The organism is Amycolatopsis thermalba (assembly GCF_003385215.1).
Taxonomy (GTDB): Bacteria; Actinomycetota; Actinomycetes; order Mycobacteriales; family Pseudonocardiaceae; genus Amycolatopsis_E; species Amycolatopsis_E thermalba.
The window spans coordinates 23702-45483 of sequence record NZ_PQHW01000053.1; the positions used below are offsets into that span (position 1 = coordinate 23702).

A 21782-nucleotide genomic window follows, 5' to 3' on the forward strand; every position below is an offset into this window, starting at 1 on the left:
GCGTGCCTCCGAAGTGGATGGTGGGTCAGTCGGTCATGGCTTCGCGCTGGGACGAGCGCACGTGATCGCGCATCGCCGCTTCCGCGCCGAAGCCGTCCTTTTCCAGGATTCGTTCCAGGACGAGGTGGTGTTCGTTGAGCGAGGCGCCGAGCCGGCCCGGGTGCCGCAGCGTGGACACGACGATCCGGTGGTATGCCAGCTGGTTCATCAGGATCTGGTAGTGGTCGGCGAGCTTGCGGCTGTCCGCGCCCTGGATGAGCAGGCCGTGGAAGTCGTGCACCAGCTTCGCGTACCGCTCCACGTCGCCCCGGGCCACGGCCAGCCGGGACTCCTCGACGTTGGCCTCGAGCAGCTCGGTCTCGGCGACGCGGCCGCGGCGGGCCAGCAGGTTCGCGCCCAGGCCCTCCAGCACCGACTTCAGCTCGAACAACTCGCCCAGCTCGCGCCGGGACGGCTCGCGCACGAACGTGCCCACCCGGGGGACGACCTCGACCAGCCCCTCGGACTGCAGCTGCTGGATGGCCTCCCGGATCGGGGTCCGGCTGGTGCCGTAGGTCTCGGCGAGCGTGCCCTCGGAGAGCGCGCTGCCGGGCGGGTACTCGCCCTTGATGATCGCGTCGCGCAACTGGTCGAGGACGCGGGCCCGCGCCCCGCGACGAACTTCTTGCATGGCAGAGACGCTAACCCGCGCCGGGCGGGCTCGTCAACGATCGCGGCGCAAACAGCTTGTGATCGCAGGCAATCCCGTGGTCACGAGCCACTTCACACGGAATCGTTGACATCTCAGTGTGGCCCCGCTTACCGTCCTCTGGCATGCAAGCTGACGTGGTACGCCAACTCCACCGGACCTTCACCACCGGAGTCACCGTCGTCACCACCCTCGACGACGGCCGGCCGCGCGGCCTCGCGGTGAACGCGTTCTGCAGCGTCTCGCTGGACCCGCCGACCGTCCTGGTGTGCGTGCAGAAGAGCTCCACCACCCACGGCGCGCTGCTGCGCGCCGGGCACTTCGCGGTCAACATCCTCGCCGCGGACCAGGCGGACGTGGTCGCGGTGTTCGCGAGCAAGGCCGCCGACAAGTTCGCCACGCTGTCCTGGCGTCCCGGCCCGCACGGCAGCCCGCTGCTCGACGGCGTCGCCGCGGCCGCCGAGGCCGAGGTGACCGAACGCCGGGACGCCGGCAGCCACACCGTGTTCTTCGGCCGTGTCGTCGAGGCGGCGGCCACCGACGCCCCCGCGCTGGTCTACCGCGCGGGACGGCTGTTCGACCCCTCCGGGTTGGTGCCGATCCCGGCCTGACCCCTCCTCCCTCCCAAGGAGCACCCATGGCTCTCCGGCGATCGGGCCCGCGCGCGAGCGGGAAACTCGGATCGGTGTTCTACGTCTCGGTCGGCATCTGCGCGTTGTTCGTCGTGTGGGCGAGCGTGTTCACCGAGAACCTCACGACGGTCAGCTCGATGGCGCTGGACTGGCTGACCGGCGGTTTCGGCTGGGCCTACCTGGTGGTGAGCCTGGCGATGCTGCTGTTCCTGGTGTACCTGGCCTGCTCCCGGCACGGGCGCGGGCGGCTCGGCGGCCCCGGCGACCGGCCGGAGTTCAGCCGCTGGTCCTGGTACGCGATGATCCTCGCGGCGGTGATGGGCGTCGGGCTGATCTCCTACGGGGTCGCCGAGCCGATCGCGCACTTCGCCGCGCCCCCGCACGACCTGGCCGCGCCGGGCAGCCGGGAGGCCGCCGTGCTGGCGCTGCAGTACTCCTACTTCGACTGGGGCCTGCACGCCTGGGCGATCTTCGGGGTGTTCGGACTGGCGATCGGGTTCTCCACCTACCGCAAGGGCCGCCGCGGCCTGGTGAGCCCGATGCTGCGGCCGGTGCTCGGGCGCCGGGTCGACGGGTGGCTGGGCAAGGCGATCGACGTCCTGGCGATCTTCTCGACGATGTTCGGCACGACGACCTCGCTCGGCCTGGGCGCGGTGCAGATGAACAGCGGGCTCACCACGCTGTGGGGCGTGCCGTCGACCACCCTGGTGCAGGTGCTGATCATCGTGGCGGTCACCGGGTTGTTCACGCTGTCCGCGGTGACCGGCGTGCACAAGGGCATCCGGTTCCTGTCCGAGACGACGATGGGCCTGGCGGCGCTGCTGTTCGTGTTCCTGCTCGCGGTGGGGCCGACCGTGTTCGTGGTGAACCTGTTCGTGGAGTCGGTCGGCGCCTACGCCGACGGGTTCTTCGGGATGAGCCTGAAGACCAGCGCGTTCGGTGATCTGCCGTGGATGCAGAGCTGGACCTACTTCATGATGGCGTGGTGGATCTCGTGGGGCGCCTTCGTCGGCGTGTTCCTGGCGCGGATCTCCCGCGGCCGCACCATCCGCGAGTTCGTGGTGGCGGTGCTCGCGGTGCCCAGCACGGTGTTCTTCGCGTGGTTCGCGGTGTTCGGCGGATCGGCGATCGAGCGGGACTACTTCCACGGCGCGGACATCGCGGGATCGTCGGCGGGGGACGCGATCTTCGCGACGCTGGGGCAGTTCCCGCTGGCGGGGGTGACGTCGTTCGTCGCGATCGTGCTGGTGGCGCTGTTCTTCGTCTCCGGCGCCGACGCGAACACCTACGTGCTGGCGATGCTGTCCTCGCACGGGGTGGAACGGCCGAAGCGGGCGGTGCTCGTGGTGTGGGGCGTGCTCACCGGGGTGACCGCGGTGGTGCTCCTGCTGGCCGGCGGACTGAACGCCCTGCAGACGACGGTGATCATCACCAGCGCGCCGTTCGTGGTGCTGCTGGTGCTGCTCGCGGTGTCCTTCTGGAAGGAGCTGCGAGCCGAGCCGCGGGAGGAGGTTCTGGCGGAGGAGCTGGAGACGGAGCTGGAACGGACGCCGGTCAGCTAGGGCCACCGCCCCGCCGCGAGGTGACGATCACTCCTTGACCGCGCCCATCGTGAACCCCGCGACGAAGCGGTCCAGGAACCAGTTGAACACGAACGCGATCGGCACCGCCACGAGCACCGTCGCGGCCTGGAGTGACTGCCAGAAGAACACGTCGCCGCGGATGAGTTGCGTCGGGACTCCCGTGCTGACCGGCATCTGGCCCGTCGGCGCGACGAACGCCAGGGCGTAGATGAACTCGCTGGCCGTCAGGGTGAACGCGAACACCACCACCGCGACGATGCCGGGGAACGCCAGCGGCACCACCGCCCGCAGGAACGCGCCCACCCGGCTGTACCCGTCGACCATCGCCTGTTCCTCGATGTCCTTCGGGATCGTCTTGAGGAACCCCATCAGCAGCCACATCGACACCGGGATCGTGATCGTCGGGTAGACCAGCACCAGCGACCACGTCGAGTCCTGCAGCCCGACCGCCACCACCATCCGCGACAACGCCAGGAACAGCAGGCTCGGCGGCACCAGGTACACGAGGAAGATCCCGATCGCCATCGGACCGGACCACGGCCGGTCCAGCCGCGCCAGCGCGTACGCGGCGGGCAGCCCGAACGCGAGCGTGATCAGCACGACCAGCACCCCGACCAGCAGGGTGTTGAGCACGAACGTGCCGAACGCGGTGTCGGTGAACAGGTAGGTGACGTGGTCGCTCGTCGGCGGCCGGTTGAACAGGAACGGGTTGTTGAGCGGGTTGTACAGGTCCCGGTTCTGCTTGAACGCGGTGATCAGGCTCCACAGGAACGGCGCCGCGCAGACCAGGGCGGCCAGCACCGCCGCGAGGTACAGCCCGATGCGCGCCGAGACGTGCCGCCGCGCGTAGCGGCGCCGCTGCCGGCCGGCCTCCTCCGCGGTCGTCATCGCACCTCGATCCGGCGCACCGCGCGCAGGATGAGCACCGCGGCGGCGAGCAGCAGCGGGAACAGGAACAACGCGATGACCGCGCCCTGGGCCACGTCGCCGCCGTCGATGCCGCGGTAGAACGCCCAGCTCGCCAGCACCTGGGTGGCGTCGTTCGGCCCGCCGCGGGTGAGCACCCGGACCACGGCCATGTCGGTGAACGTGAAGATCGCGCCGAACAGGGCGGCGATCGCGGCGACCGCGAGCACCAGCGGAATCGTGATCTCGAACATCCGGCGCCAGTACCCGGCCCCGTCGACGCGGGCCGCCTCGTCGATGTCCTTCGGGATGGACATCAGCCCGGCCATCATGATCACCGCGGCCAGCGGCGTCAGCCGCCACACGTGCACCGCGATCAGCGACCCCATCGCCAGGTCCGGCTCGCCCAGCCAGTACACGTTCTGCGCCGGGCCGAGCGCGCCGAACTGCCGCAGCACCCAGTCGATCGGCGAGTAGATCGAGTCCAGCAGCCACAGCCAGGAGATCGACGACAGCGCCACCGGCGTCGTCCACGGCAGCAGGACGAGGAACCGCACCACCCACTTGCCGCGGAAGTCGGCGACGAGGATGTTGGCGAGCACCTTGCCCAGCAGCACGATCAGCACCATCGACACGACCGTGAACAGGAACGTGTTGCGCAGGCTGCGCCAGAACACCGGGTCGTCCAGCACGGCCTCGAAGTTGCGCAACCCCACCCAGTCGAACGACGGGTCGCCCGCGCTCACGTCGGAGAACGCGAACGCGATGGCGAGCACGAACGGCACGCCGATCAACGCCACGATGTAGAGGATGCTCGGCACCAGGAACGCCCACGCCAGCACGCCGTCCCGGTCGGCCATCCGGCGCCGCGCCGGAGTCACCCCGGGCCGGGTGGCGGTGTCCGCGGTGGTCGCCATGTCAGCCGTCCAGCCGGACCGGGGCCGCCCGCTGCCCGGTCCGGGAGTCGAAGAACCGCAGCCGCCGCGCGGGCACGGCGAAGGAATGCGTCCGCCCGGCGGTGATCGGGGTGTCCACAGTGGCCGGCAGCCGGGCGACCACCCGGGTGCGCTCGCCGATGCGCGACACCGTGCCGTAGACGTGCCGGTCACCGGAGAGGTACTCCATGCGGTCCACCTCCAGCGGCACCGTCACCCGCTCGCCGGGCACCACCTCGGCCGGCAGCAGGTGCTCCGGGCGGAACCCGACGAGCCTGCCGTCGTGCGGGATGAGGTTCATCGGCGGGGAGCCGATGAACGTCGCGACGAACGTGTCGGCCGGGTCGTCGTAGACCTCCACCGGCGGGCCGGTCTGCACCACCCGGCCCGCGTTGAGCACCGCGATCCGGTCGCCCAGGCCCATCGCCTCGGCCTGGTCGTGCGTGACGTAGATCGTGGTGGTGCCCAGGTCCTCCTGGAAGCGCTTCAGCTCGTCCCGGGCGCTGGCCCGCAGCTTGGCGTCCAGATTGGACAGCGGCTCGTCGAGCAGGAACACCTGCGGATCGCGCACCATCGCGCGGGCCAGTGCCACCCGCTGCCGCTCGCCGCCGGAGAGCTGCCGCGGCTTGCGGTTCAGCAGCGGCTCGATGCCCAGCAGCCCGGCCGCCCACCGCGCCTTGCGCTCCCGCTCCTCCCGCTCCATCCCGGCCGCGCGCAGCGGGAAGACGATGTTCGCCAGCACCGTCTTGTGCGGGTAGAGCGCGTAGCTCTGGAACACCATCGCGATCTGCCGCGCCCGCGGCGGCAGCCCGGTCACCACGTGGCCGCCGATCAGGACGTCGCCGCTGGTCGGCTGCTCCAGGCCGGCGATGGTGCGCAGCAGCGTCGTCTTGCCGCACCCGGAGGGGCCGAGCAGCACCAGGTACTCGCCGGCCGCGGCGGCCAGGCTCACGCCGTCGATGGCGTGCACCCGCCCGCCGTCGAACTCCTTCACCAGCTCCCGGACCTCGACGACGGCCATGGCTCAACCGCCGACGAGCCCGGCCGCACGCCACTTCGCGAAGATGGCGTTGACCTGGTTCTCGGCCTCGGCCACCGACTGCTGCGGCGTCATCTCCCCGCGCGCCGCCCTGGCGAACATGTTGGGCACCACGAACGTGCTGAACACCTCGCCGATCGCGGTGCTCGCCGGGCCGGGGTGGCCGATGTTGGCGCTCCACGGGACCGCGTCGGCCAGCAGCTTCAGCTTGTCCGGCGGCTTCGAGCCGAACGGGTCGCTGGCCAGCCAGCCCGGCAGCTCCGGCGTCAGACCCGACCACGCGCAGAAGTCGTAGAGCTTCGAGGCGTACGTGGCCGCCTTGAAGTTGGCGGTGTAGTGCAGCAGGAACTCCTTCGCCGCGTCGGCGCCGGTGGCGTGCTGCGGGACGATCCAGTTGTAGAGCACGTGCTGCGCGGCCAGTGCGGCCCGCGGCCCGCGCAGCGCCGGGACGAAGAACGTGTCGTCGGCGACGTCCGGGTTGGAGGTGGCCGCGGTGCGCCAGGCGGAGATCGAGTTGACGATGTAGGACAGCTTCCCGGCGACCAGGCCCTGGTTGTTGCTGGCCGCGTTCCAGGAGAACACCTCTGGCGTCATCGCCTGCTGGTAGAGCCGCGTCATGTACTCGATCGCCGCGATCGTCTCCGGCGAGTTGATCACCACGCGCTCGTTCTCGTCCTGCACCGACGCGCCGTAGGACCACATCAGTGCCCGCAGCACCATGTTCGAGTCGATCTCCTGCGACATGCCCAGGCCGAGCGGGACGCCCTTGCTCCGCTTGATCTCCGCGGCGCCGGTGAGCAGCTCGTCCCAGGTGGACGGTCCGTTCGGCAGGCCGACCGGTTCCCACAGCGAGCGGCGGTAGTTGCCCGGGTCGGGCACCCAGCCGGGGGAGTAGGCGTAGAACTTGCCGGTGGCCGGGTTGCGGCTGGACTTCTCGCACAGCGGCAGCTGCCGGCCCCAGCGCCGGTTCGCCTCGGCCACCAGGTCCTTCATGTCCAGCACGCTCGGCTCGAACTGGGACAGCGTCGCGATGTACTGGATCAGGTCGTGTCCCTGCCGGGCCTGGATCTCGGCCGCGATGCGGGTCGGGATCTGGGCCTGGTCGATGTGGTCCACGGTGACGTTGACGCCGACGCGGGAGCCCCAGTCGCGGGCGAACCGGTCGAACCACTCGTCGTGGCTGGGCACGAAGTGGCTCCACAGCAGGATCCGCAGGTCACCGGAGAGCCTGGTGGCGGGCTCGGTGAAGACCTCCTGCGGCGCCTGCCCGGGAGCGGTGCCGGTGCCGCCGGGATCCTCCTCCGAGGCGCAGGCGCCCAGCGCCGCCGACCCCAGCGTCAGGGCTGCCGCCGCGCGCAGCACGTCCCGCCTGCTGTGCCGTGAACCGAGGAAGTCGTTCATCTCGACTCCTCCCCGTGGGGGTGGCTCGGGAAGCGTAGCCAGATAGTGTAGCGGTAATGTGATCCGTAACACACTCCGTAACCGATCTGGGATGCTTTCGCGTGGTCGTGATCATCGCCCTGGTGTTCGTCGTCGTGCTGGCGGCGGTGGCCGCGTTCCACTGGTGGGCCTGGCGCCGCCTGGTCCGCGACGCGCTGCCCCGCGGCTCGGTGTGGCGACGGGTGGCGACCGGGGTGCTCGTGGCCGGGCCGGTGCTGATGGTGGCCGCGCCCCTGAGCGAGCGGGCCGAGGCGCCGTACTGGCTGGTGCGGGTCGTGTCCTGGCCGGGGTTCGTCTGGATGGCGGTGTGCGTGTACCTGCTGCTGGCCCTGCTGGCCGGCGAGGTGGTGCGGCCGCTACTGCGCCGGTGGCTCGCCCGCCGCGACGCCGGGCCGGTGCCGGAGGAGACGGCGGTGACGCGGCGGGTGTTCGTGTCGCGGGTGGTGGGCGGCGCAACGGTGGCCGCGGTGGCGGGGACCGTCGGCTACGGCGCGCACAGCCTGTTCAGCGGTCCCCGGGTGCTGGACGTGACGGTGCCGCTGGCGAAACTGCCGCGCAGCGCGGACGGGTTCCGGATCGCGGTGGTCAGCGACATCCACGTCGGCCCGCTCCTCGGCCGCGGGTTCACGCAGCACGTCGTCGACACGATCAACGCCACGTCGCCGGACCTGGTGGCGGTGGTGGGGGACCTGGTCGACGGGGACGTCGAGGACCTCGCGCCCGCGGTGGCGCCGCTGGCCGGGCTGCGGTCGCGGCACGGCACCTTCTTCGTGACCGGCAACCACGAGTACATCTCCGGCGCCGGGCAGTGGGTCGGCCACGTCCGGACCCTGGGCATGCGGCTGCTCGCCAACGAGCGCGTCGAGCTGCCCGGCTTCGACCTGGCCGGGGTCAACGACGTCCGCGCCGGCGAAGGGGAAGGCCCGGACTTCGCCAAGGCGCTCGGCGGCCGCGACCCCGCCCGGGCCGCGGTGCTGCTCGCGCACCAGCCGATCGTCATCGACCAGGCCGTCGCGCACGGCGTCGACCTCCAGCTGTCCGGGCACACCCACGGCGGGCAGTTCTGGCCGGGACACCTGGTGGTGGACGGCATCCAGCACACGCTGGCCGGCCTGACCCGCCACGGCGGCACGCAGCTCTACGTCACCCGCGGCGCGGGCGCGTGGGGACCACCGGTGCGGGTCGGCGCCCCGCCCGACATCACGGTGGTCCGCCTGGCGTCGCTCTAGAACTTGACCAGGGCGCTCCCGGTGAACAGCTCGTACACGAAGTTGATGAAGAAGAACCCGAAGAACGCGAAGTTCAGCAGCAGGATCACGTAGTGCCACGGCCGTGGCCGCGCCGCCTTCGGCAGCCGCGAGTTCAGGTACATCAGCGCGAACGGGAAGATCAGCGCGCCCAGGTTCGACATGTTCGCCGAGGTCTGGACCAGGTCCGTGGGCAGGGCCAGGTGCATCGCCCCGGCGATCACCGCCAGCACGACCAGCATGAACGGGAAGTAGAACCGCCGCGGGTCGCCCTCGATGAGGCGGCGGATGCGCGGGCTGCTCGCGTGCGTGGCGTCGGTGAAGTTGCGCACCAGCGCCTCGAAGATGCCCAGCTGCGTGGAGAACAGCACCAGCACGCCGACGACCAGCATCAGGTAGAACATCCACGACCCGTACTGGGCGCCGAGCTGGGTGGCGGTGAACGTCGGGACGTTGGCCGACGTCGGCCGTTGCCCGCTGGTCGCCACGATGTGCGACATCAGCACGGTCGGCAGCAGCATGCCGACCATCGCGCCCACGAAGAACACGCCCCACAGGTCGATCAGCAGCAGCCGGTACCACCGCTTCCACCGGCTGGTGTTCGCCGCGTCGTCCGGGAACGTCACGCCGGAGTGGCGCAGCTCGGTCCGCCCGCCGCGCAGGCCGGAGATGAACCCGACGCGGTAGCCCATGCCGTAACCCTTGTCGCGGTAGTGGTTCATCACGTACCAGTTCAGCCCGGACGCCAGCGCGGTGAACCCGGCCAGCCCGCCGAGCTGGGTCGCGGTGATGCCCTCCGGGGGCGCGGCCGGCGTCACCAGGCCGCGCACGCCGTCCCACCACACCGATCCGGGCACGACCGTGATCGTGACGACCAGCAGGACCAGCAGCAGGGTGCCGACCATCAGCCAGTTCGCCAGCTCCAGCGTGCGGGAGATCTTGCGCGCCAGCACCGTGATCAGGAAGACCACCAGCAGCAGCCCGATGCCCAGCAGGCGGACGTACTCCAGCTCGCCGGGCCGGTGCGGCCGCCCGGCGATCAGCGCGAACAGCCCCTGGCCCGCGCCGGCCGCCCAGCCGCCGAAGATGAACGCGAAGTACAGCACCAGCAGGGAGAACGGGATCCACAGCTTGGCGCCCGGCGGCACCCGCCCGAAGCCGACGATGGGCACCTCTCCGGTGGCGACGACGTAGCGGGAGACCTCGACGTTGTAGAAGGTCTGCAGCAGCGCCGACACCGTGATGACCCAGCCGACCCCGACGAACCCGAACGTGCCCACCGCCTGCGGCCCCAGCAGCCACTCGCCGCTGCCGATGGAGATGCCCAGCGCGATGAGGCTCGGGCCGATCACGAACTGGACGATCTGCACCGCGCCGAGGCGGCGGACCCGGAACACCTCCTCCGGCTCCGGCAGGTCGTCCACCGCGAGCGGGGGCCTGCTGACGCCGATCTGGTACTCACCGACCGCGGCCGGGGGAACCGGCCTTCCGGATGCGTCGACCATGACCACCTCCGAGCCCGATACGGACTTTCCGGGCAGTAAGCACCCGGGTGTGCGCCGGGTCAAGGGGTCGCGCGCAAGTCGTGACCTTCGGCTCCGGAGGCGTGCTCAGGTGGCTGCTCGCCGGGTCGCGATCGCCCAGCCCGCCGTTCGGCGAGTGCCCACGTGACCAGGGCGCACAGCGCGAACGCCGCGCCGAGCAGCGTGGGGCCGCTCCAGCCCGCGGCGTCGAACAGCGCGGTCGTCGCGGCGGCGCCGAGCGCCGAGCCGAGCGAGTAGAAGACCATGTAGCCGCCGATCGTGCTGCTGGTGCGGCTGGGGAAGGCGCTCGTGAGGACGTGCTGGTTGCCGACGTGCACCGCCTGCACGGCGAAGTCGAGCACGATCACCCCGGCGATCAGCAGCGGCAGCGACCAGCCGAGCTGCCCGATCGCGAGCACGGAGCCGATCAGCAGGACCAGCGCGACGCCGCCGACCCGGCCCGCGTGCCCGGCGTCGGCCCAGCGCCCGGACCGGGCGGCGCCCAGCGCGCCGGCGAGCCCGGCCACCCCGAACAGCCCGATCTGCGCCTCGCTGAAGTGCCACGGCGCACCGGCCAGGGGCAGCGCCAGACCGCTCCACAGCGTGCCGAAGGAGGCGAAGAGGAAGAACGCGATCAGCCCGCGGCCGAGGAACACCGGCCGGGTGAACAGCCCGGCCAGCGACCGGAGGATCCGCCCGTACCGTTCGCCGCCGGCGCGGACGTCCGGCGGCAGCGCGACCAGGGTGAGCACGCCGAGGACGGTGGCGAGGACCGCCAGGGCGAGGTAGCTGCCGCGCCAGCCCCAGGCGTCCGCCACGCTTCCGGTGACCACCCGGGCGCCGAGGATGCCGACCACCACGCCGGAGGTGACGACGCCGAGGGTGCGCCCGCGCTCGCCGGGCGGGGAGATCGCGGCCGCGTAGGCGACGGCGGTTTGCACCACCACGGCGAACGCGCCTGCCAGGGCGAGGCCGCCGAACGCCATCCACGCGACCGGCGCGGCCGCGGTGATCGCCAGCCCGGCCGCCACCAGCCCGAGGTGCGCGGCGATGAGGCGCCTGCGGTCGAGCAGGTCGCCCAGCGGCACCAGCAGCACCAGCCCGGCGAGGTAGCCGAGCTGCCCGGCGGCCACCAGCCAGCCGACCGAATCGCGGGGGACACCGAGGTCGTGCCCCATCGGCCCGAGCACCGGCTGCCCGGCGTAGACCCCGGCGACCGCCACCCCGCACACCACCGCCAGCAGCAGCCTCGTTCCCCTGCCCACCCGCGCCTCCATTCGGTTTCAAATTGCAACTCTTTGGAGAGTAGGGCAGAATGGTTTCACAATGCAACTCAGGGGAGGGTCACGTGTGGACGGATCCGGACTGCCCGGTCGCGCGGGCGGCGGACGTGGTCGGGGACCGGTGGAGCCTGCTGATCATCCGGGACGCGATGGACGGCGCCCGCTCGTTCACCGAGTTCCAGCAGCGCACCGGCATCGCCCGCAACATCCTCGCCGACCGGCTCCGCAGGCTCGCCGCGCACGGCCTGATCACGCAGGTCGAGGCGTCGTCGGGCAAGCGCCGGGTGTACGCGCTCACCGCGGCGGGCAAGGACCTGTTCCCGGTGATCGTCACGCTCCGGCAATGGGGTGAGCGGCACGCCTACGGGCCCGGGGAGACGCATTCCGTGCTGGTCGACGAGGAGGGCGCGCTCGTGCCGCCGGTGGTCCCGGTGGCCGCGGACGGACGGCCGCTGACCAGTGACACGACCTCGGTGCGCAAGTAGTGTGCGAAGCGTGCGGCGGGTCGGCGTGACGGACGAGGAACTGCTGGTGGAGGTCGCCCTGACGCGGCTGGACCACCCGGACCTCGACCTCGAGGAGATCGCCGAGCTGGTGGTGCGCAAGGCCGGCCCGGGCACCGTGCTGGAGTTCGCCTCCCGCAACCTGGCCGAGCGGCGGGAACTGCGCGGCACGATGTTCGCCGCGGCCGTCGAGCACGTGCTGCGGGTCGTGCTGACCCTGCGGGGCCCCGCGGACTGACCGGCCGCTACCGGCCCGTGGTGGCGCGGTGGCCTTCGATCATCACCCGGGCCGCCGCGATCGACTTGGCGACCACCTGCTCCGGCGGGTAGCCGTGTTTGACGAAGACCCCGTCGAGCCAGAACATGCCGTAGCCGTGCGCCTGGGTGAACAGCTGCTCCATCAGCTCGAGCGCCTCCGTAGGCTCGTCGCACAGGCGCAGGCACAGCATGAGGAACTGGTCGGTCAGCACGCGGGTGTTCTCGTGCAGCTCGGTGTACCCGGGGCCGTGCAGGCCCTCGGCGTAGATCAGGTTCATGCCGGCGCGCCGCCGGATCAGGTAGGCGGTGTAGGCGCCGGCCGCCGCGGCCAGCGCGTCGGCCGGGCCGGCCTCCCGCTCGATCGCGGCCCGCACCTCGCCGGCCAGCTGGCCGGCCACGGTGGCGGCGACGGCGGCCAGCAGGCTCTCCCGCTCCGGGAAGTGCCGGTAGGGCGCGCCCGGGCTGACCTTGGCGCGCCGCGCGACCTCGGCCACGGAGAAGCCGGCCACGCCCCGCTCGGCGATCAGGTCGAGGGACACCCGGACGAGCTCGTCACGCAGGTTGCCGTGGTGGTACTTGCCGCCCATGGCGTGGATCACATCCCCCGGCCGGAATATGTAAGAGCCCTCTTACGTCGTTGATGTATGAGGGCTCTTACAGTATGCCCCGAAACGGCGTTTCCCGGAGGATTCATGACCACGACCACGCACGCTATCGCTGTCCCGTCGCCGGGCGCGCCCCTGGCGCCCACCACCATCGAGCGGCGGGACCTGCGACCGGACGACGTGCTGATCGACATCGCCTTCGCCGGCATCTGCCACAGCGACATCCACCAGGCCCGCGAGGACTGGGGCGAGGCGATCTTCCCGATGGTGCCCGGCCACGAGATCGCCGGTGTCGTCGCCGCCGTCGGCCCCGAGGTGACGAAGTACCGGGTCGGCGACCGCGTCGGCGTCGGCTGCATGGTCGACTCGTGCGGCGAGTGCGAGTACTGCCGGGCCGGCACCGAGCAGTTCTGCGTGCGGGGCAACGTCCAGACCTACAACGGCGTCGGCTTCGACGGCGAGAAGACCTACGGCGGCTACAGCAGGCAGATCGTCGTCAAGGAAGCCTTCGTGTGCCGGATCCCCGAGGGCATCGGCCTCGACGTCGCCGCACCCCTGCTGTGCGCCGGGATCACCACCTACTCGCCGCTGCGGCAGTGGGGCGCGGGCCCGGGCAAGAAGGTCGCCGTGGTCGGGCTCGGCGGGCTCGGCCACATGGCGGTCAAGCTCGCGGCCGCGATGGGCGCCGAGGTCACCGTGCTCAGCCAGAGCCTGAAGAAGCGGGAGGACGGCCTGCGCCTGGGCGCCACCGGCTACTACGCGACCAGCGACGAGGGCACGTTCGAGGCGCTGCGCGGCCGGTTCGACCTGATCCTCAACACCGTGTCGGCCAAGCTGCCGGTCGACGCCTACCTGGGCCTGCTGCGCGTCGGCGGCGCGATGGTCAACGTCGGTGCTCCCGGCGAACCGTTGTCCTACAACGCGTTCTCGCTGCTGGGCGGCAACAGGGTGCTGGCCGGTTCGATGATCGGCGGGATCGCCGAGACCCAGGAGATGCTCGACTTCTGCGCCGAGCACGGCATCGGCGCCGAGATCGAGACGATCTCCGCCGATCAGGTCAACGAGGCCTACGAGCGCGTGGACAACAGCGACGTGCGCTACCGCTTCGTGATCGACGCGTCCACGATCGGCGCGTGACGATCCGCCCCGGCGCGCCTGACCGTCCTACCGGGACGGTCACGCGCGCCGGGTGGACGCGCGCAGGTGCAGCACCGGGGCGATGACCAGTGGTTCCCGGGGTTCCCCCGCCCCGGACAGCCGCGCGAGCATCAGTTCGACCGCGTGCTCGGCGAGCTTCTCGTGGTTGAGGTCCATCGCGGTGATCGGCGGGGACGCGGTGCGGGAGTGCTCGGTGTCGGTGAGCGAGGCGACCATCAGATCGTCCGGAACCGCCAGCCCCTCGGCGGCCGCGACGCGCGTCACCAGCGCCGCGAAGTCACTGGTGGCGATGATGACCGCGTCCGGGCGGCTTCGGCCGGTCAGCAGCGGACGCACCGCCGCCGCCGCGTCGTCCGGGGTCAGGCCCTCGCTGAGCACCTCGACCCGCGGTGTGCGGCGGCGCCGGGCCGACCACGCGAGGTAGGTCTCCCTCGTGCGCCGGTTCCACGCGTTGTCCTCGGTGCCGGTGAACAGCGTGATCCGGCGCGCGCCCTGCTCGCGCAGGTGGTCCAGCAGCGCGGTGACGACCGCCGGGTAGTCGAGGCGGACGGCCCACGGGAAGCCGGGCCGCTCCGGGTCCTCCTCGACGGTGACCACCGGGATCCCGCGGCGCGTCAGTTCCGTGAGCACCGAGTCGTCGCCGTACGGGTGGGCCACGATGCAGCCGTCCATGGGCACCCGCGCGACCGACGGGTCGTCGATGTCGGGCACGTGGATCAGCCCGGTCTTGCGCCGCAGCATCTCGGTGGCGATCGAGCCCACCAGGCGGTTGAACGTTTCGGCCCGGTCCGGGGTGCCGGTGACCGCGTAGCGCGGCCGCAGCACCAGGCCGACGATGCCGGACCGCCCGGTGCGCAGCGAGCGCGCGCTCGGGTTCGGGTCGTAGCCCAGCTCGGCGGCGGCGCGCAGGACGCGTTCCCGGGTGGCCTGCGAAATCGGCCTGCTGCCGGAGAACGCGTGCGACACGGTGCTGATCGCGACCTGGGCGCGTTCGGCCACCTCCCGGATCGTGACCTTCGCGGCCGGTCTGCTCACCCCGCCCACCCTCCTGTCCGGACACCCTGGACCCGGCACCCAGTATCGCCCACGACCCGTCCGGCTCTTGACAGTCCCGGCCGCGGGCGCGTTTCATGGCCCGAATCATCAAATCGTTTTGACGAAGGTGGTGGGCGATGACCTCCGAGGGCGGAGCAGCCATCCCGGACAGCGACCGCGCCGCGCCGGTGTCCGTCGGCGACGTGTGCGACCGGATGACCCTCAGCCGCGCCCACCTCGTCGCGGGCGCGGTCCTGTTCTTCACCTTCGTCATCGAGGCGTGGGAGCAGGTCGGGCTCGTGTACGTCTCGACCGGCATCGGCGACGACTTCGGCGTCGACAACACGCGGCTGGGCTGGGCGCTGTCGGCCGTCGCGTTCGGCATGGTGCCGGGCGCGCTGCTGTGGGGCGTGATCATCGACCGGCTGGGCCGCCGCCGCGTCACCGTGCTGAGCCTCCTGATCTACGCGGCGCTGGCCCTGCTGGCCGGGGTGGCGCCGGAGTTCTGGATGTTCCTGGTGCTGCGGTTCGCCTCCGGCATCGCCTTCGGCGGCGTGTACTCGGTGACGTTCCCGTACTTCCTGGAGCTGCTGCCCACCCGGTGGCGTGGTCAGGGCGCGGTCGCGCTGTCGATCGGGTTCCCGGTCGGCACGTTGCTGTGCATCCTGGTCAGCCAGACCCTGGGCGCGGTCAGCTGGCGGGCCGTGGCGATCGTGGCCGCGCTCGCCGGGCTGTGGGCGCTGGCGGTGCTGCGCTGGGTGCCGGAATCCCCGTACTGGCTGGCCAAGCAGGGCCGCCACGCCGACGCCGCTCGCGTGTTGCGCCGCCTCGGCGCCGGAATCGGCGAGGACACCAGGTTCCGGGTCGACCACGAGGGCCGCGGCGGGGACCTGCGCGGGCTCTTCCGCGGCCGCGTGCGGACGCGGTTCCTCCTGCTGCTCGTCGTCTCGTTCACCTTCAGCTGGGGCTACTGGGGGTTGCAGACGTGGCTGCCGGTGCTGTTGCAGGGCCGCGGCATGAGCGTGTCCGGCGCGCTGTGGTTCGTCGCCGTCACCCAGCTGGTGTCCGTGCCCGGGTACCTGCTGGCCGCGTGGCTGACCCGGCGGCAGGGCCGCAAACGCGTGTTCCTCTGGTTCGTGCTCGCCTCCGCCGCCGGCGGGGTGCTGTTCGGGATCGCGGCGAACGCCGGCCAGATGTACGCGGGCAACCTGGTGCTGGCGTTCTTCTCGCTCGGCGCGTGGGGCATCTGGAACACCTGGGCCGGCGAAGCCCTGCCGACCAGCCTGCGCGGTCTCGGCTACGCGTGGATCACCTCGGCGATCCTGCTGGCCAACACGGTCTCGGTGCCCGTCATCGGCGCGATGATGGACCACGGCGTCCCGTCCGTCGCCGTCATCGGCTCGATCGTGGCGTTCCTCGTCGTCGCGCTGCTGGCCGTGCTCCCGCTCCCGGAGACCGAGGGCCGGGCCCTCGACTGACGCCGTTTCCGCCGCAACGACAAGGAGTTTCCACATGACCTACCGGGTCGCCATGGACATCGGGGGCACGTTCACCGACGTCGTCACCTACGACGAGACGACGCGGGAGCTGCGTGCGGGCAAGGTCCTCACCACCCCGGACGACCTGGCCCGGGGCGTGTTCGACGCGCTGGAGGGATTCGGGCTGCCCTTCGAAGACATCGGGTTCTTCGTGCACGGCACGACGCAGGGCCTCAACGCGCTGCTGGAACGGCGCGGCGCGCGAGTGCTGATCCTGACGACGCAGGGGATCGGGGACGTCTACCAGATCGCCCGGGGCAACCGGAACCGGTTGTTCGACCTGCACTACCGCAAACCCGAGCCGCTGGTCCCGCGCAACGCCGTCGCCGAAGTCGCGGGCCGGTTCTCCGCCGCGGGCGAGGAGCTGGAGCCGCTGGACGAGGACGCGGTGCGGCTGGTCGCCAAACGCGTGCGCGCGGAAGGGTTCGACGCGGTCGCGGTGTGCTTCCTGTTCGCCTACCTGAACTCCGGGCACGAGCGCCGCGCCGGCCGGATCCTGCGCGAGGAACTGGGCGAGGACGCGCTGGTGGTGCTGTCCCACGAGGTCGCCCCGGAATGGCGCGAGTACGAGCGGACCTCCACCACCGTGATGGAGGCCTACACCGGCCCGTCCGTGCACCGCTACCTGGACAAGATCGAGACCCGCTTCGCGGACAAGGGCCTGGCGGTGCCGGTGCACGTCATGCAGTCCTCCGGAGGGCTGGTCAACGCCGGCTTCGCCCGCGAGCACCCGTTGCAGACGCTGCTGTCCGGCCCGGTCGGCGGCACGATGGGCGGTGTCGCGGCGAGCAGGCTGCTCGGCAGGCCCGATGTCATCTGCATCGACATGGGCGGCACGTCGTTCGACGTCTCGCTGGTCATGGACCACCGGCCCGACGTGTCCCCGGACGGCGAGTGCGAGGGCTTCCCGCTGCTCATGCCGCTGGTGAACCTGCACACCGTGGGCGCGGGCGGCGGTTCGCTCGCCTACGCCGAGGGCGACGGGCTGCGCGTCGGTCCCGAGTCGGCGGGCGCCGTCCCCGGTCCGGCCTGCTACGGCCGCGGGGGCACCCAGGCGACCGTGACCGACGCGAACTGCGTGCTGGGCCGCGTGGATCCGGAGTCCTTCGCCGGCGGTGGCATGCGGCTGGACACCGCCGCGGCGCACCGGGCGGTGACCGCGCTCGCCGCCGAGTTCGGGATGGACCCGGTGGAGCTCGCCTCGGGCATCTGCGACGTGTCCAACGCCAAGATGGCGCAGGCGATCCGCACCCTGACCGTCGAGCACGGCCGCGAACCGGCCCAGTTCGCGTTGCTCGCCTTCGGGGGTGCCGGGCCGATGCACGCGGCGTTCATCGCCCGCGAGATCGGCGTCCGCGAGGTGGTCGTGCCGCGGTTCCCCGGCGCGTTCTCGGCGTGGGGCATGCTCGAAGCCGACGTGCGCCGCGACTTCACGCAGCAGTTCTTCGCCACGAGCCAGAGCCTCGACACCGCCGCGCTCGCGGCCGCACTGTCCACCTTGGACAGCCAGGCGCGGGCCGCGCTGGGGGAGCAGGGCATCGCCCCGGAGCGCCGCGAGGTCACCCACGGTCTGGACATGCGGTACGAGAGCCAGGACTACACCCTCACCGTGCCGATCCTGCCCGGCGAGGACGTGACCGCGCCGGAGTTCCCCGCCGCCATCGAGGACCGCTTCGCCCAGGCGCACCACCAGCGCTACGGGCACGCCACCCCCGGCGCCCCGGTCCAGTTCGTCACCATCCGCACCACCGCCCGCGGGCTGGTGGACCGGACACCGGGCGAGCCGCCCGCCGTCGCGGACCCGGGCGAGGAGGTGGTGCGCGCCGTCGTCTTCGACGGCACCGCGGTGCCGACCTCGATCGTCGCGCGGTCCACGCTGCCCCTCGGGGCCACGCTGGCGGGCCCGGCGATCGTGCACGAGGAAACCTCGACCACCGTCGTGCCCCCGGGCGCCCTGCTGCGGGTCGACGACCACGGATTCCTGATCATCACCCTGGACGCGGAGGAGCTGGCATGACGCCGAGCCCGGTCACCACGGAAATCATCCGCTCGGCGCTGATCCAGGCCGCCGAGGACATGAACATGACCCTGATCCGGTCCTCGTACACGCCGACCATCTACGAGGGCAAGGACTGCGCGGTCGCCCTGCTGGACCGCGAGCACCGGGTGCTCGGCCAGTCCTCCGGCCTGCCGATCTTCCTCGGCAACCTGGAGGAGTGCACCCGCTACACCGAGGCCGAGTTCGGCGCGCGGGTGTGGCAGCCCGGCGACGTGTGGGTGCTCAACGACTCCTACATCGGCGGCACCCACCTCAACGACTGCACCGTGTACGCGCCGATCTTCGTCGGCGGTGAGCTGGCCGGGTTCGCCGCGTCCCGCGCGCACTGGATCGACATGGGGTCCAAGGACCCCGGCGGGTCGATGGACTCGACCACGATCTACCAGGAGGGCCTGCGCATGGGGCCGACCCGGATCGTGGTCGGCGGCGAGGAGAACCCGGACGTGCTGCGCCTGATCGCCTCCAACGTGCGCTTCCCGTACGTCACGCTGGGGGACATGCGGGCGCAGGTGGCGTGCGCGCGGATGGGCGTGCGCCGGCTGGGGGAGCTGTTCGAGCGGTTCGGGGCGGAGACCATCGAGGCCGCCCGTGCGGAGATCTTCGCCCAGACCGAGCGGCTGGAACGCGAGCGGGTCGCGGCGATCCCGGACGGCACCTACGAGGCGACCGGGTACCTGGACAACGACGCGATCGACCTGGGGACGCCGCTGGAGGTCACCGTCCGGGTCACCGTCGACGGCGAGCGGATGACCATCGATCTCACCGACTGCGCCGACCAGACGACCGGGCCGGTCAACTGCGGGCGGTCCCAGGCCGTCTCGGCCGCCCGCGTCGGGTACAAGCTGCTGATCTCCCCGTCGATCAGCCTCAACGGCGGGTCGTTCGCGCCGCTGGAGGTGAAGGTCCGCGACGGGTCGATGCTGGGCGCCCGCGAGCCGGCGGCCTGCCAGTACTACTACTCCAGCCTCGGCATGCTGATCGACCTGGTGGTGCGGGCGCTCGCGCCGGCGATGCCGGAGCAGGTCGCGGCGGCCAGCTACGGCGATTCGATGATCGTCCAGTTCGCCGGCGACAACCCGCGCACCGGGGAGCCGTTCGTGACGCTGGAGGCGACGGTCGGCGGATGGGGCGCCTGGCGCGGCGGTGACGGTGAGACCGCGCTGATCAACAACGTGAACGGGTCGTTGCGCGATCTGCCGATCGAGGTGGTCGAGACGCTGTACCCGGTGCGGGTCGACGAGTACCGCATCCGGCCCGACTCCGGGGGTGCCGGCCGCTGGCGCGGTGGGAACGGGGTGATCCGCGAGTACACGATGGAGGCCGATCAGGACCTGTCGCTGTGGTGGGAGCGGTCGGTGACCCCGGCGTGGGGCGTGTTCGGCGGTGAGGCCGGTGCGCCGCCCCGGGTCGTGCTCAACCCGGGCACCCCCGGCGAGCGGGAGATGCTCAAGGTGAACAGCCTGCGCGTCCACAAGGGCGACGTGCTGCGGTGCGAGTCCGGGGGAGGCGGAGGCTACGGTGAGGCGGCCGATCGCGACCCGGCGGCGGTCGAGTCGGATCTGGCCCAGGGGCTGATCACGCGCCGGCCCTGACCGGCGCCACCCGGCCGCCGGCGACGGTCGCCTTGGCTGGTGGACCACCACGAGCGGCGGCCCGTGCTCCGGTTGCGGATGGAGACTCGAGCCAAGGGGCCTTCACGCCCGACCCCTCCGCTCGTTCCGGCGCCGCGATCTGGTCGCGCGGGCCGGGTGCATCTCACCAAATCGGGACGAGCCACCGTTGCACGCTGGTCTCGGCGTCCTTCGTTTCGCCACGCGGAATCAGGGCCGCGGACCGGTTCTCCGTCCCAAACCTCCAACTCGACCGTCGGCTCGCTGACGTCGTGATGCGTGAAGAACAGGACGCCGCCCGGTCCGTGAACAGGCTACCCACCAGGGTGGGGCCCGCTTCAGCTCAACGTGTCGTAGTTGTTTCGGAGCGAGCCGAGCCGGTGAACCCTCCGCCCGCCGGGCTGCGCTGCGGCCCGGACTTGGCCAAGCTGGACTTCGGCGTCGTCCCTCCGTATCACTAAGGAGCCGCACCATGACCGGCCTGGACCTGACCGCGTACGAGGCCCTCAGCTTCGACTGCTACGGCACCCTCATCGACTGGGAGACCGGAATCGCCGCGGTCCTGGCGCCCTGGGCCCGGGAACAGGGACTCGGCCTGACCGACGAGGAACTGCTGCTCGCCTACGCCGACAACGAGGCCGCGGTGGAGCGGGAAACCCCGGCCGCGCGCTACCCGTTGGTCCTCGCCACCGCGTTCCGCCGGACCGGGGACCGGCTCGGGCGGCCGGTGAGCGACGAGTGGGCGCGGCGGCTGGGCGACTCGGTGCCGGACTGGCCGGCCTTCCCCGACTCCGCCGGCGCGCTGGCCCGGCTGGCCCGGCACTACCGGCTGATCATCCTGTCCAACGTGCACCGCGACGGCTTCGCCGGCAGCAACCGGCACCTGCGCGGTGACTTCGCGGCCGTGATCACCGCCGAGGACGTCGGCGCGTACAAGCCCGCGCCGAACCACTTCCGGGCGCTGGACGCCACCCTGCCCCGGCTCGGTGTGCAGCGCGACCGCCTGCTGCACGTGGCGCAGAGCCTGTTCCACGACCACGTGCCGGCCAGGCGCGAGGGTCTGCCGTCGGTGTGGATCAACCGCCGGCACGACCGGCCCGGCTGGGGCGCGACCCCCGAGCCCCGCGAGGAGTGGAGCTACGACCTCGAGTTCACGTCGATGGCCGAGTTCGCCGACGCGGCCGACGAGGCCTTCGCGCGCGCGTCGTAACGAGGTGAGCCGGACCGGAAACGCCGGTTCTCGGGGGATCCGAAGGGGCCCATGCCCGCGGCGTGGGGAGGATGGAGTGCCAAATGGAGATCGAACCCGTCATGAAGGAGCTCGGCCGACGGGGCTTGACGGTTCTGCTCAAACTGGATCACGAGAGGCTGGCGGACGGCGGAAGACCCTGGATGGTGTTGGCTTCCGGCCCGGCGCTGGGAGACGGAAGGTTCGTCCGGACGGACTCGGCGTCGATTGAAGCGGGTTTTGCGGAAATCTTCCGGCAACTCCGAGAATCGGAAGGAGCCTGGGACTGGCTTCCGCCCCTTGCGTGACAAGTGTCGTTCCCGCGCGGTGGGCAGGACGGCAGGATCCTCGCCGAGGCAACTGCCCGTCGAGCAACCCAGGTCAGGGCCTGTGTGCATCCCGCGAGTGCCCCCGGTGAGATTCGAACTCACACTGGACGGGTTTTGAATCCGTTGCCTCTGCCAGTTGGGCTACGGGGGCGGCGCAGCCAGACTTTACGCGCCCCGCCCACC

20 protein-coding genes and 1 tRNA gene are annotated in these 21782 nt (G+C 71.5%); 11 read left to right on the plus strand and 10 right to left on the minus strand.

Annotated elements, in window-relative coordinates; translation table 11 throughout:
* Window positions 1-25: 25 nt before the first annotated feature.
* On the minus strand, window positions 26-670 hold the full coding sequence (locus tag D0D15_RS20815; RefSeq protein WP_094008345.1) for a GntR family transcriptional regulator: 645 nt from the start codon (window positions 668-670) through the stop codon (window positions 26-28).
* Window positions 671-813: 143 nt separating this feature from the next.
* Here D0D15_RS20815 and D0D15_RS20820 point away from each other — a divergent pair, with 143 nt between their 5' ends.
* Window positions 814-1299, plus strand: a complete 486-nt coding sequence (locus tag D0D15_RS20820) for a flavin reductase family protein (RefSeq protein ID WP_094008344.1) — start codon at window positions 814-816, stop codon at window positions 1297-1299.
* 26 nt (window positions 1300-1325) lie between these two features.
* Entirely contained in the window at window positions 1326-2882 is a 1557-nt protein-coding gene (locus tag D0D15_RS20825; RefSeq protein ID WP_094008343.1) for a BCCT family transporter, read from the plus strand.
* A 27-nt stretch (window positions 2883-2909) separates the two neighbouring features.
* Here D0D15_RS20825 and D0D15_RS20830 read toward each other — a convergent pair whose 3' ends face one another.
* Genes D0D15_RS20830 through D0D15_RS20845 form a run of 4 tightly spaced genes read right to left on the minus strand, consistent with a single transcriptional unit; the run spans window position 2910 to window position 7184 of the window.
* Window positions 2910-3791, minus strand: a complete 882-nt coding sequence (locus D0D15_RS20830) for a carbohydrate ABC transporter permease (protein ID WP_094008342.1) — start codon at window positions 3789-3791, stop codon at window positions 2910-2912.
* On the minus strand, window positions 3788-4726 hold the full coding sequence (locus D0D15_RS20835) for a carbohydrate ABC transporter permease (RefSeq protein WP_115944675.1): 939 nt from the start codon (window positions 4724-4726) through the stop codon (window positions 3788-3790). Before D0D15_RS20835 ends, D0D15_RS20830 begins: the two co-directional genes overlap by 4 nt.
* A gap of 1 nt (window position 4727) precedes the next feature.
* Window positions 4728-5765 carry an ABC transporter ATP-binding protein gene (locus tag D0D15_RS20840; protein ID WP_094008340.1) on the minus strand — a complete coding sequence of 346 codons (1038 nt, stop codon included), beginning with the start codon at window positions 5763-5765 and terminating at the stop codon, window positions 4728-4730.
* A gap of 3 nt (window positions 5766-5768) precedes the next feature.
* On the minus strand, window positions 5769-7184 hold the full coding sequence (locus D0D15_RS20845; protein ID WP_198958365.1) for an ABC transporter substrate-binding protein: 1416 nt from the start codon (window positions 7182-7184) through the stop codon (window positions 5769-5771).
* Window positions 7185-7285: 101 nt separating this feature from the next.
* Between D0D15_RS20845 and D0D15_RS20850 the strand changes: the two genes are divergently transcribed.
* Window positions 7286-8452, plus strand: coding sequence for a metallophosphoesterase (locus tag D0D15_RS20850; RefSeq protein ID WP_094008339.1), 1167 nt, complete (start codon window positions 7286-7288; stop codon window positions 8450-8452).
* Here the strand turns inward: D0D15_RS20850 and D0D15_RS20855 are convergent.
* Window positions 8449-9975 (minus strand): Nramp family divalent metal transporter, encoded by a 1527-nt coding sequence (locus D0D15_RS20855; RefSeq protein WP_094008402.1) that lies wholly within the window; start codon window positions 9973-9975, stop codon window positions 8449-8451. The two genes, D0D15_RS20850 and D0D15_RS20855, sit on opposite strands and share 4 nt — an antisense overlap.
* 59 nt (window positions 9976-10034) lie before the next feature.
* Complete coding sequence (locus tag D0D15_RS20860) at window positions 10035-11258, minus strand: MFS transporter (RefSeq protein ID WP_425266794.1); 1224 nt, start codon at window positions 11256-11258, stop codon at window positions 10035-10037.
* A gap of 50 nt (window positions 11259-11308) precedes the next feature.
* Here D0D15_RS20860 and D0D15_RS20865 point away from each other — a divergent pair, with 50 nt between their 5' ends.
* Both D0D15_RS20865 and D0D15_RS20870 read left to right on the plus strand, forming a co-directional pair.
* Complete coding sequence (locus D0D15_RS20865; RefSeq protein WP_094008337.1) at window positions 11309-11761, plus strand: winged helix-turn-helix transcriptional regulator; 453 nt, start codon at window positions 11309-11311, stop codon at window positions 11759-11761.
* Window positions 11762-11786: 25 nt separating this feature from the next.
* Window positions 11787-12017 carry a hypothetical protein gene (locus D0D15_RS20870; protein ID WP_162830623.1) on the plus strand — a complete coding sequence of 77 codons (231 nt, stop codon included), beginning with the start codon at window positions 11787-11789 and terminating at the stop codon, window positions 12015-12017.
* A 7-nt stretch (window positions 12018-12024) separates the two neighbouring features.
* Here D0D15_RS20870 and D0D15_RS20875 read toward each other — a convergent pair whose 3' ends face one another.
* The gene (locus D0D15_RS20875; protein WP_094008336.1) at window positions 12025-12624 is read right to left on the minus strand and encodes a TetR/AcrR family transcriptional regulator; all 600 of its coding nucleotides are present in this window, start codon (window positions 12622-12624) and stop codon (window positions 12025-12027) included.
* Between the two features lie 105 nt (window positions 12625-12729).
* Between D0D15_RS20875 and D0D15_RS20880 the strand changes: the two genes are divergently transcribed.
* Entirely contained in the window at window positions 12730-13779 is a 1050-nt protein-coding gene (locus tag D0D15_RS20880) for an NAD(P)-dependent alcohol dehydrogenase (RefSeq protein ID WP_094008335.1), read from the plus strand.
* A 39-nt stretch (window positions 13780-13818) separates the two neighbouring features.
* On the opposite strand, the gene D0D15_RS20885 is transcribed toward D0D15_RS20880, so the two are convergent.
* The gene (locus tag D0D15_RS20885) at window positions 13819-14835 is read right to left on the minus strand and encodes a LacI family DNA-binding transcriptional regulator (protein ID WP_094008334.1); all 1017 of its coding nucleotides are present in this window, start codon (window positions 14833-14835) and stop codon (window positions 13819-13821) included.
* A gap of 137 nt (window positions 14836-14972) precedes the next feature.
* Between D0D15_RS20885 and D0D15_RS20890 the strand changes: the two genes are divergently transcribed.
* From D0D15_RS20890 to D0D15_RS20910, 5 genes are all read left to right on the plus strand, one after another.
* A complete protein-coding gene (locus D0D15_RS20890; RefSeq protein ID WP_198958364.1) occupies window positions 14973-16313 on the plus strand; it encodes an MFS transporter in 1341 nt (446 codons plus the stop codon).
* Between the two features lie 34 nt (window positions 16314-16347).
* On the plus strand, window positions 16348-18390 hold the full coding sequence (locus D0D15_RS20895; protein ID WP_094008333.1) for a hydantoinase/oxoprolinase family protein: 2043 nt from the start codon (window positions 16348-16350) through the stop codon (window positions 18388-18390).
* Window positions 18387-20024 (plus strand): hydantoinase B/oxoprolinase family protein, encoded by a 1638-nt coding sequence (locus tag D0D15_RS20900; RefSeq protein ID WP_094008332.1) that lies wholly within the window; start codon window positions 18387-18389, stop codon window positions 20022-20024. The genes D0D15_RS20895 and D0D15_RS20900 overlap by 4 nt, the downstream gene beginning before the upstream one ends.
* Before the next feature lie 490 nt (window positions 20025-20514).
* The gene (locus D0D15_RS20905) at window positions 20515-21252 is read left to right on the plus strand and encodes an HAD-IA family hydrolase (RefSeq protein WP_233157488.1); all 738 of its coding nucleotides are present in this window, start codon (window positions 20515-20517) and stop codon (window positions 21250-21252) included.
* A gap of 83 nt (window positions 21253-21335) precedes the next feature.
* Complete coding sequence (locus D0D15_RS20910) at window positions 21336-21578, plus strand: hypothetical protein (protein WP_094008331.1); 243 nt, start codon at window positions 21336-21338, stop codon at window positions 21576-21578.
* 98 nt (window positions 21579-21676) lie between these two features.
* On the opposite strand, the gene D0D15_RS20915 is transcribed toward D0D15_RS20910, so the two are convergent.
* Window positions 21677-21750: transfer RNA gene (locus tag D0D15_RS20915), tRNA-Leu, on the minus strand.
* Between the last annotated feature and the right edge of the window lie 32 nt (window positions 21751-21782).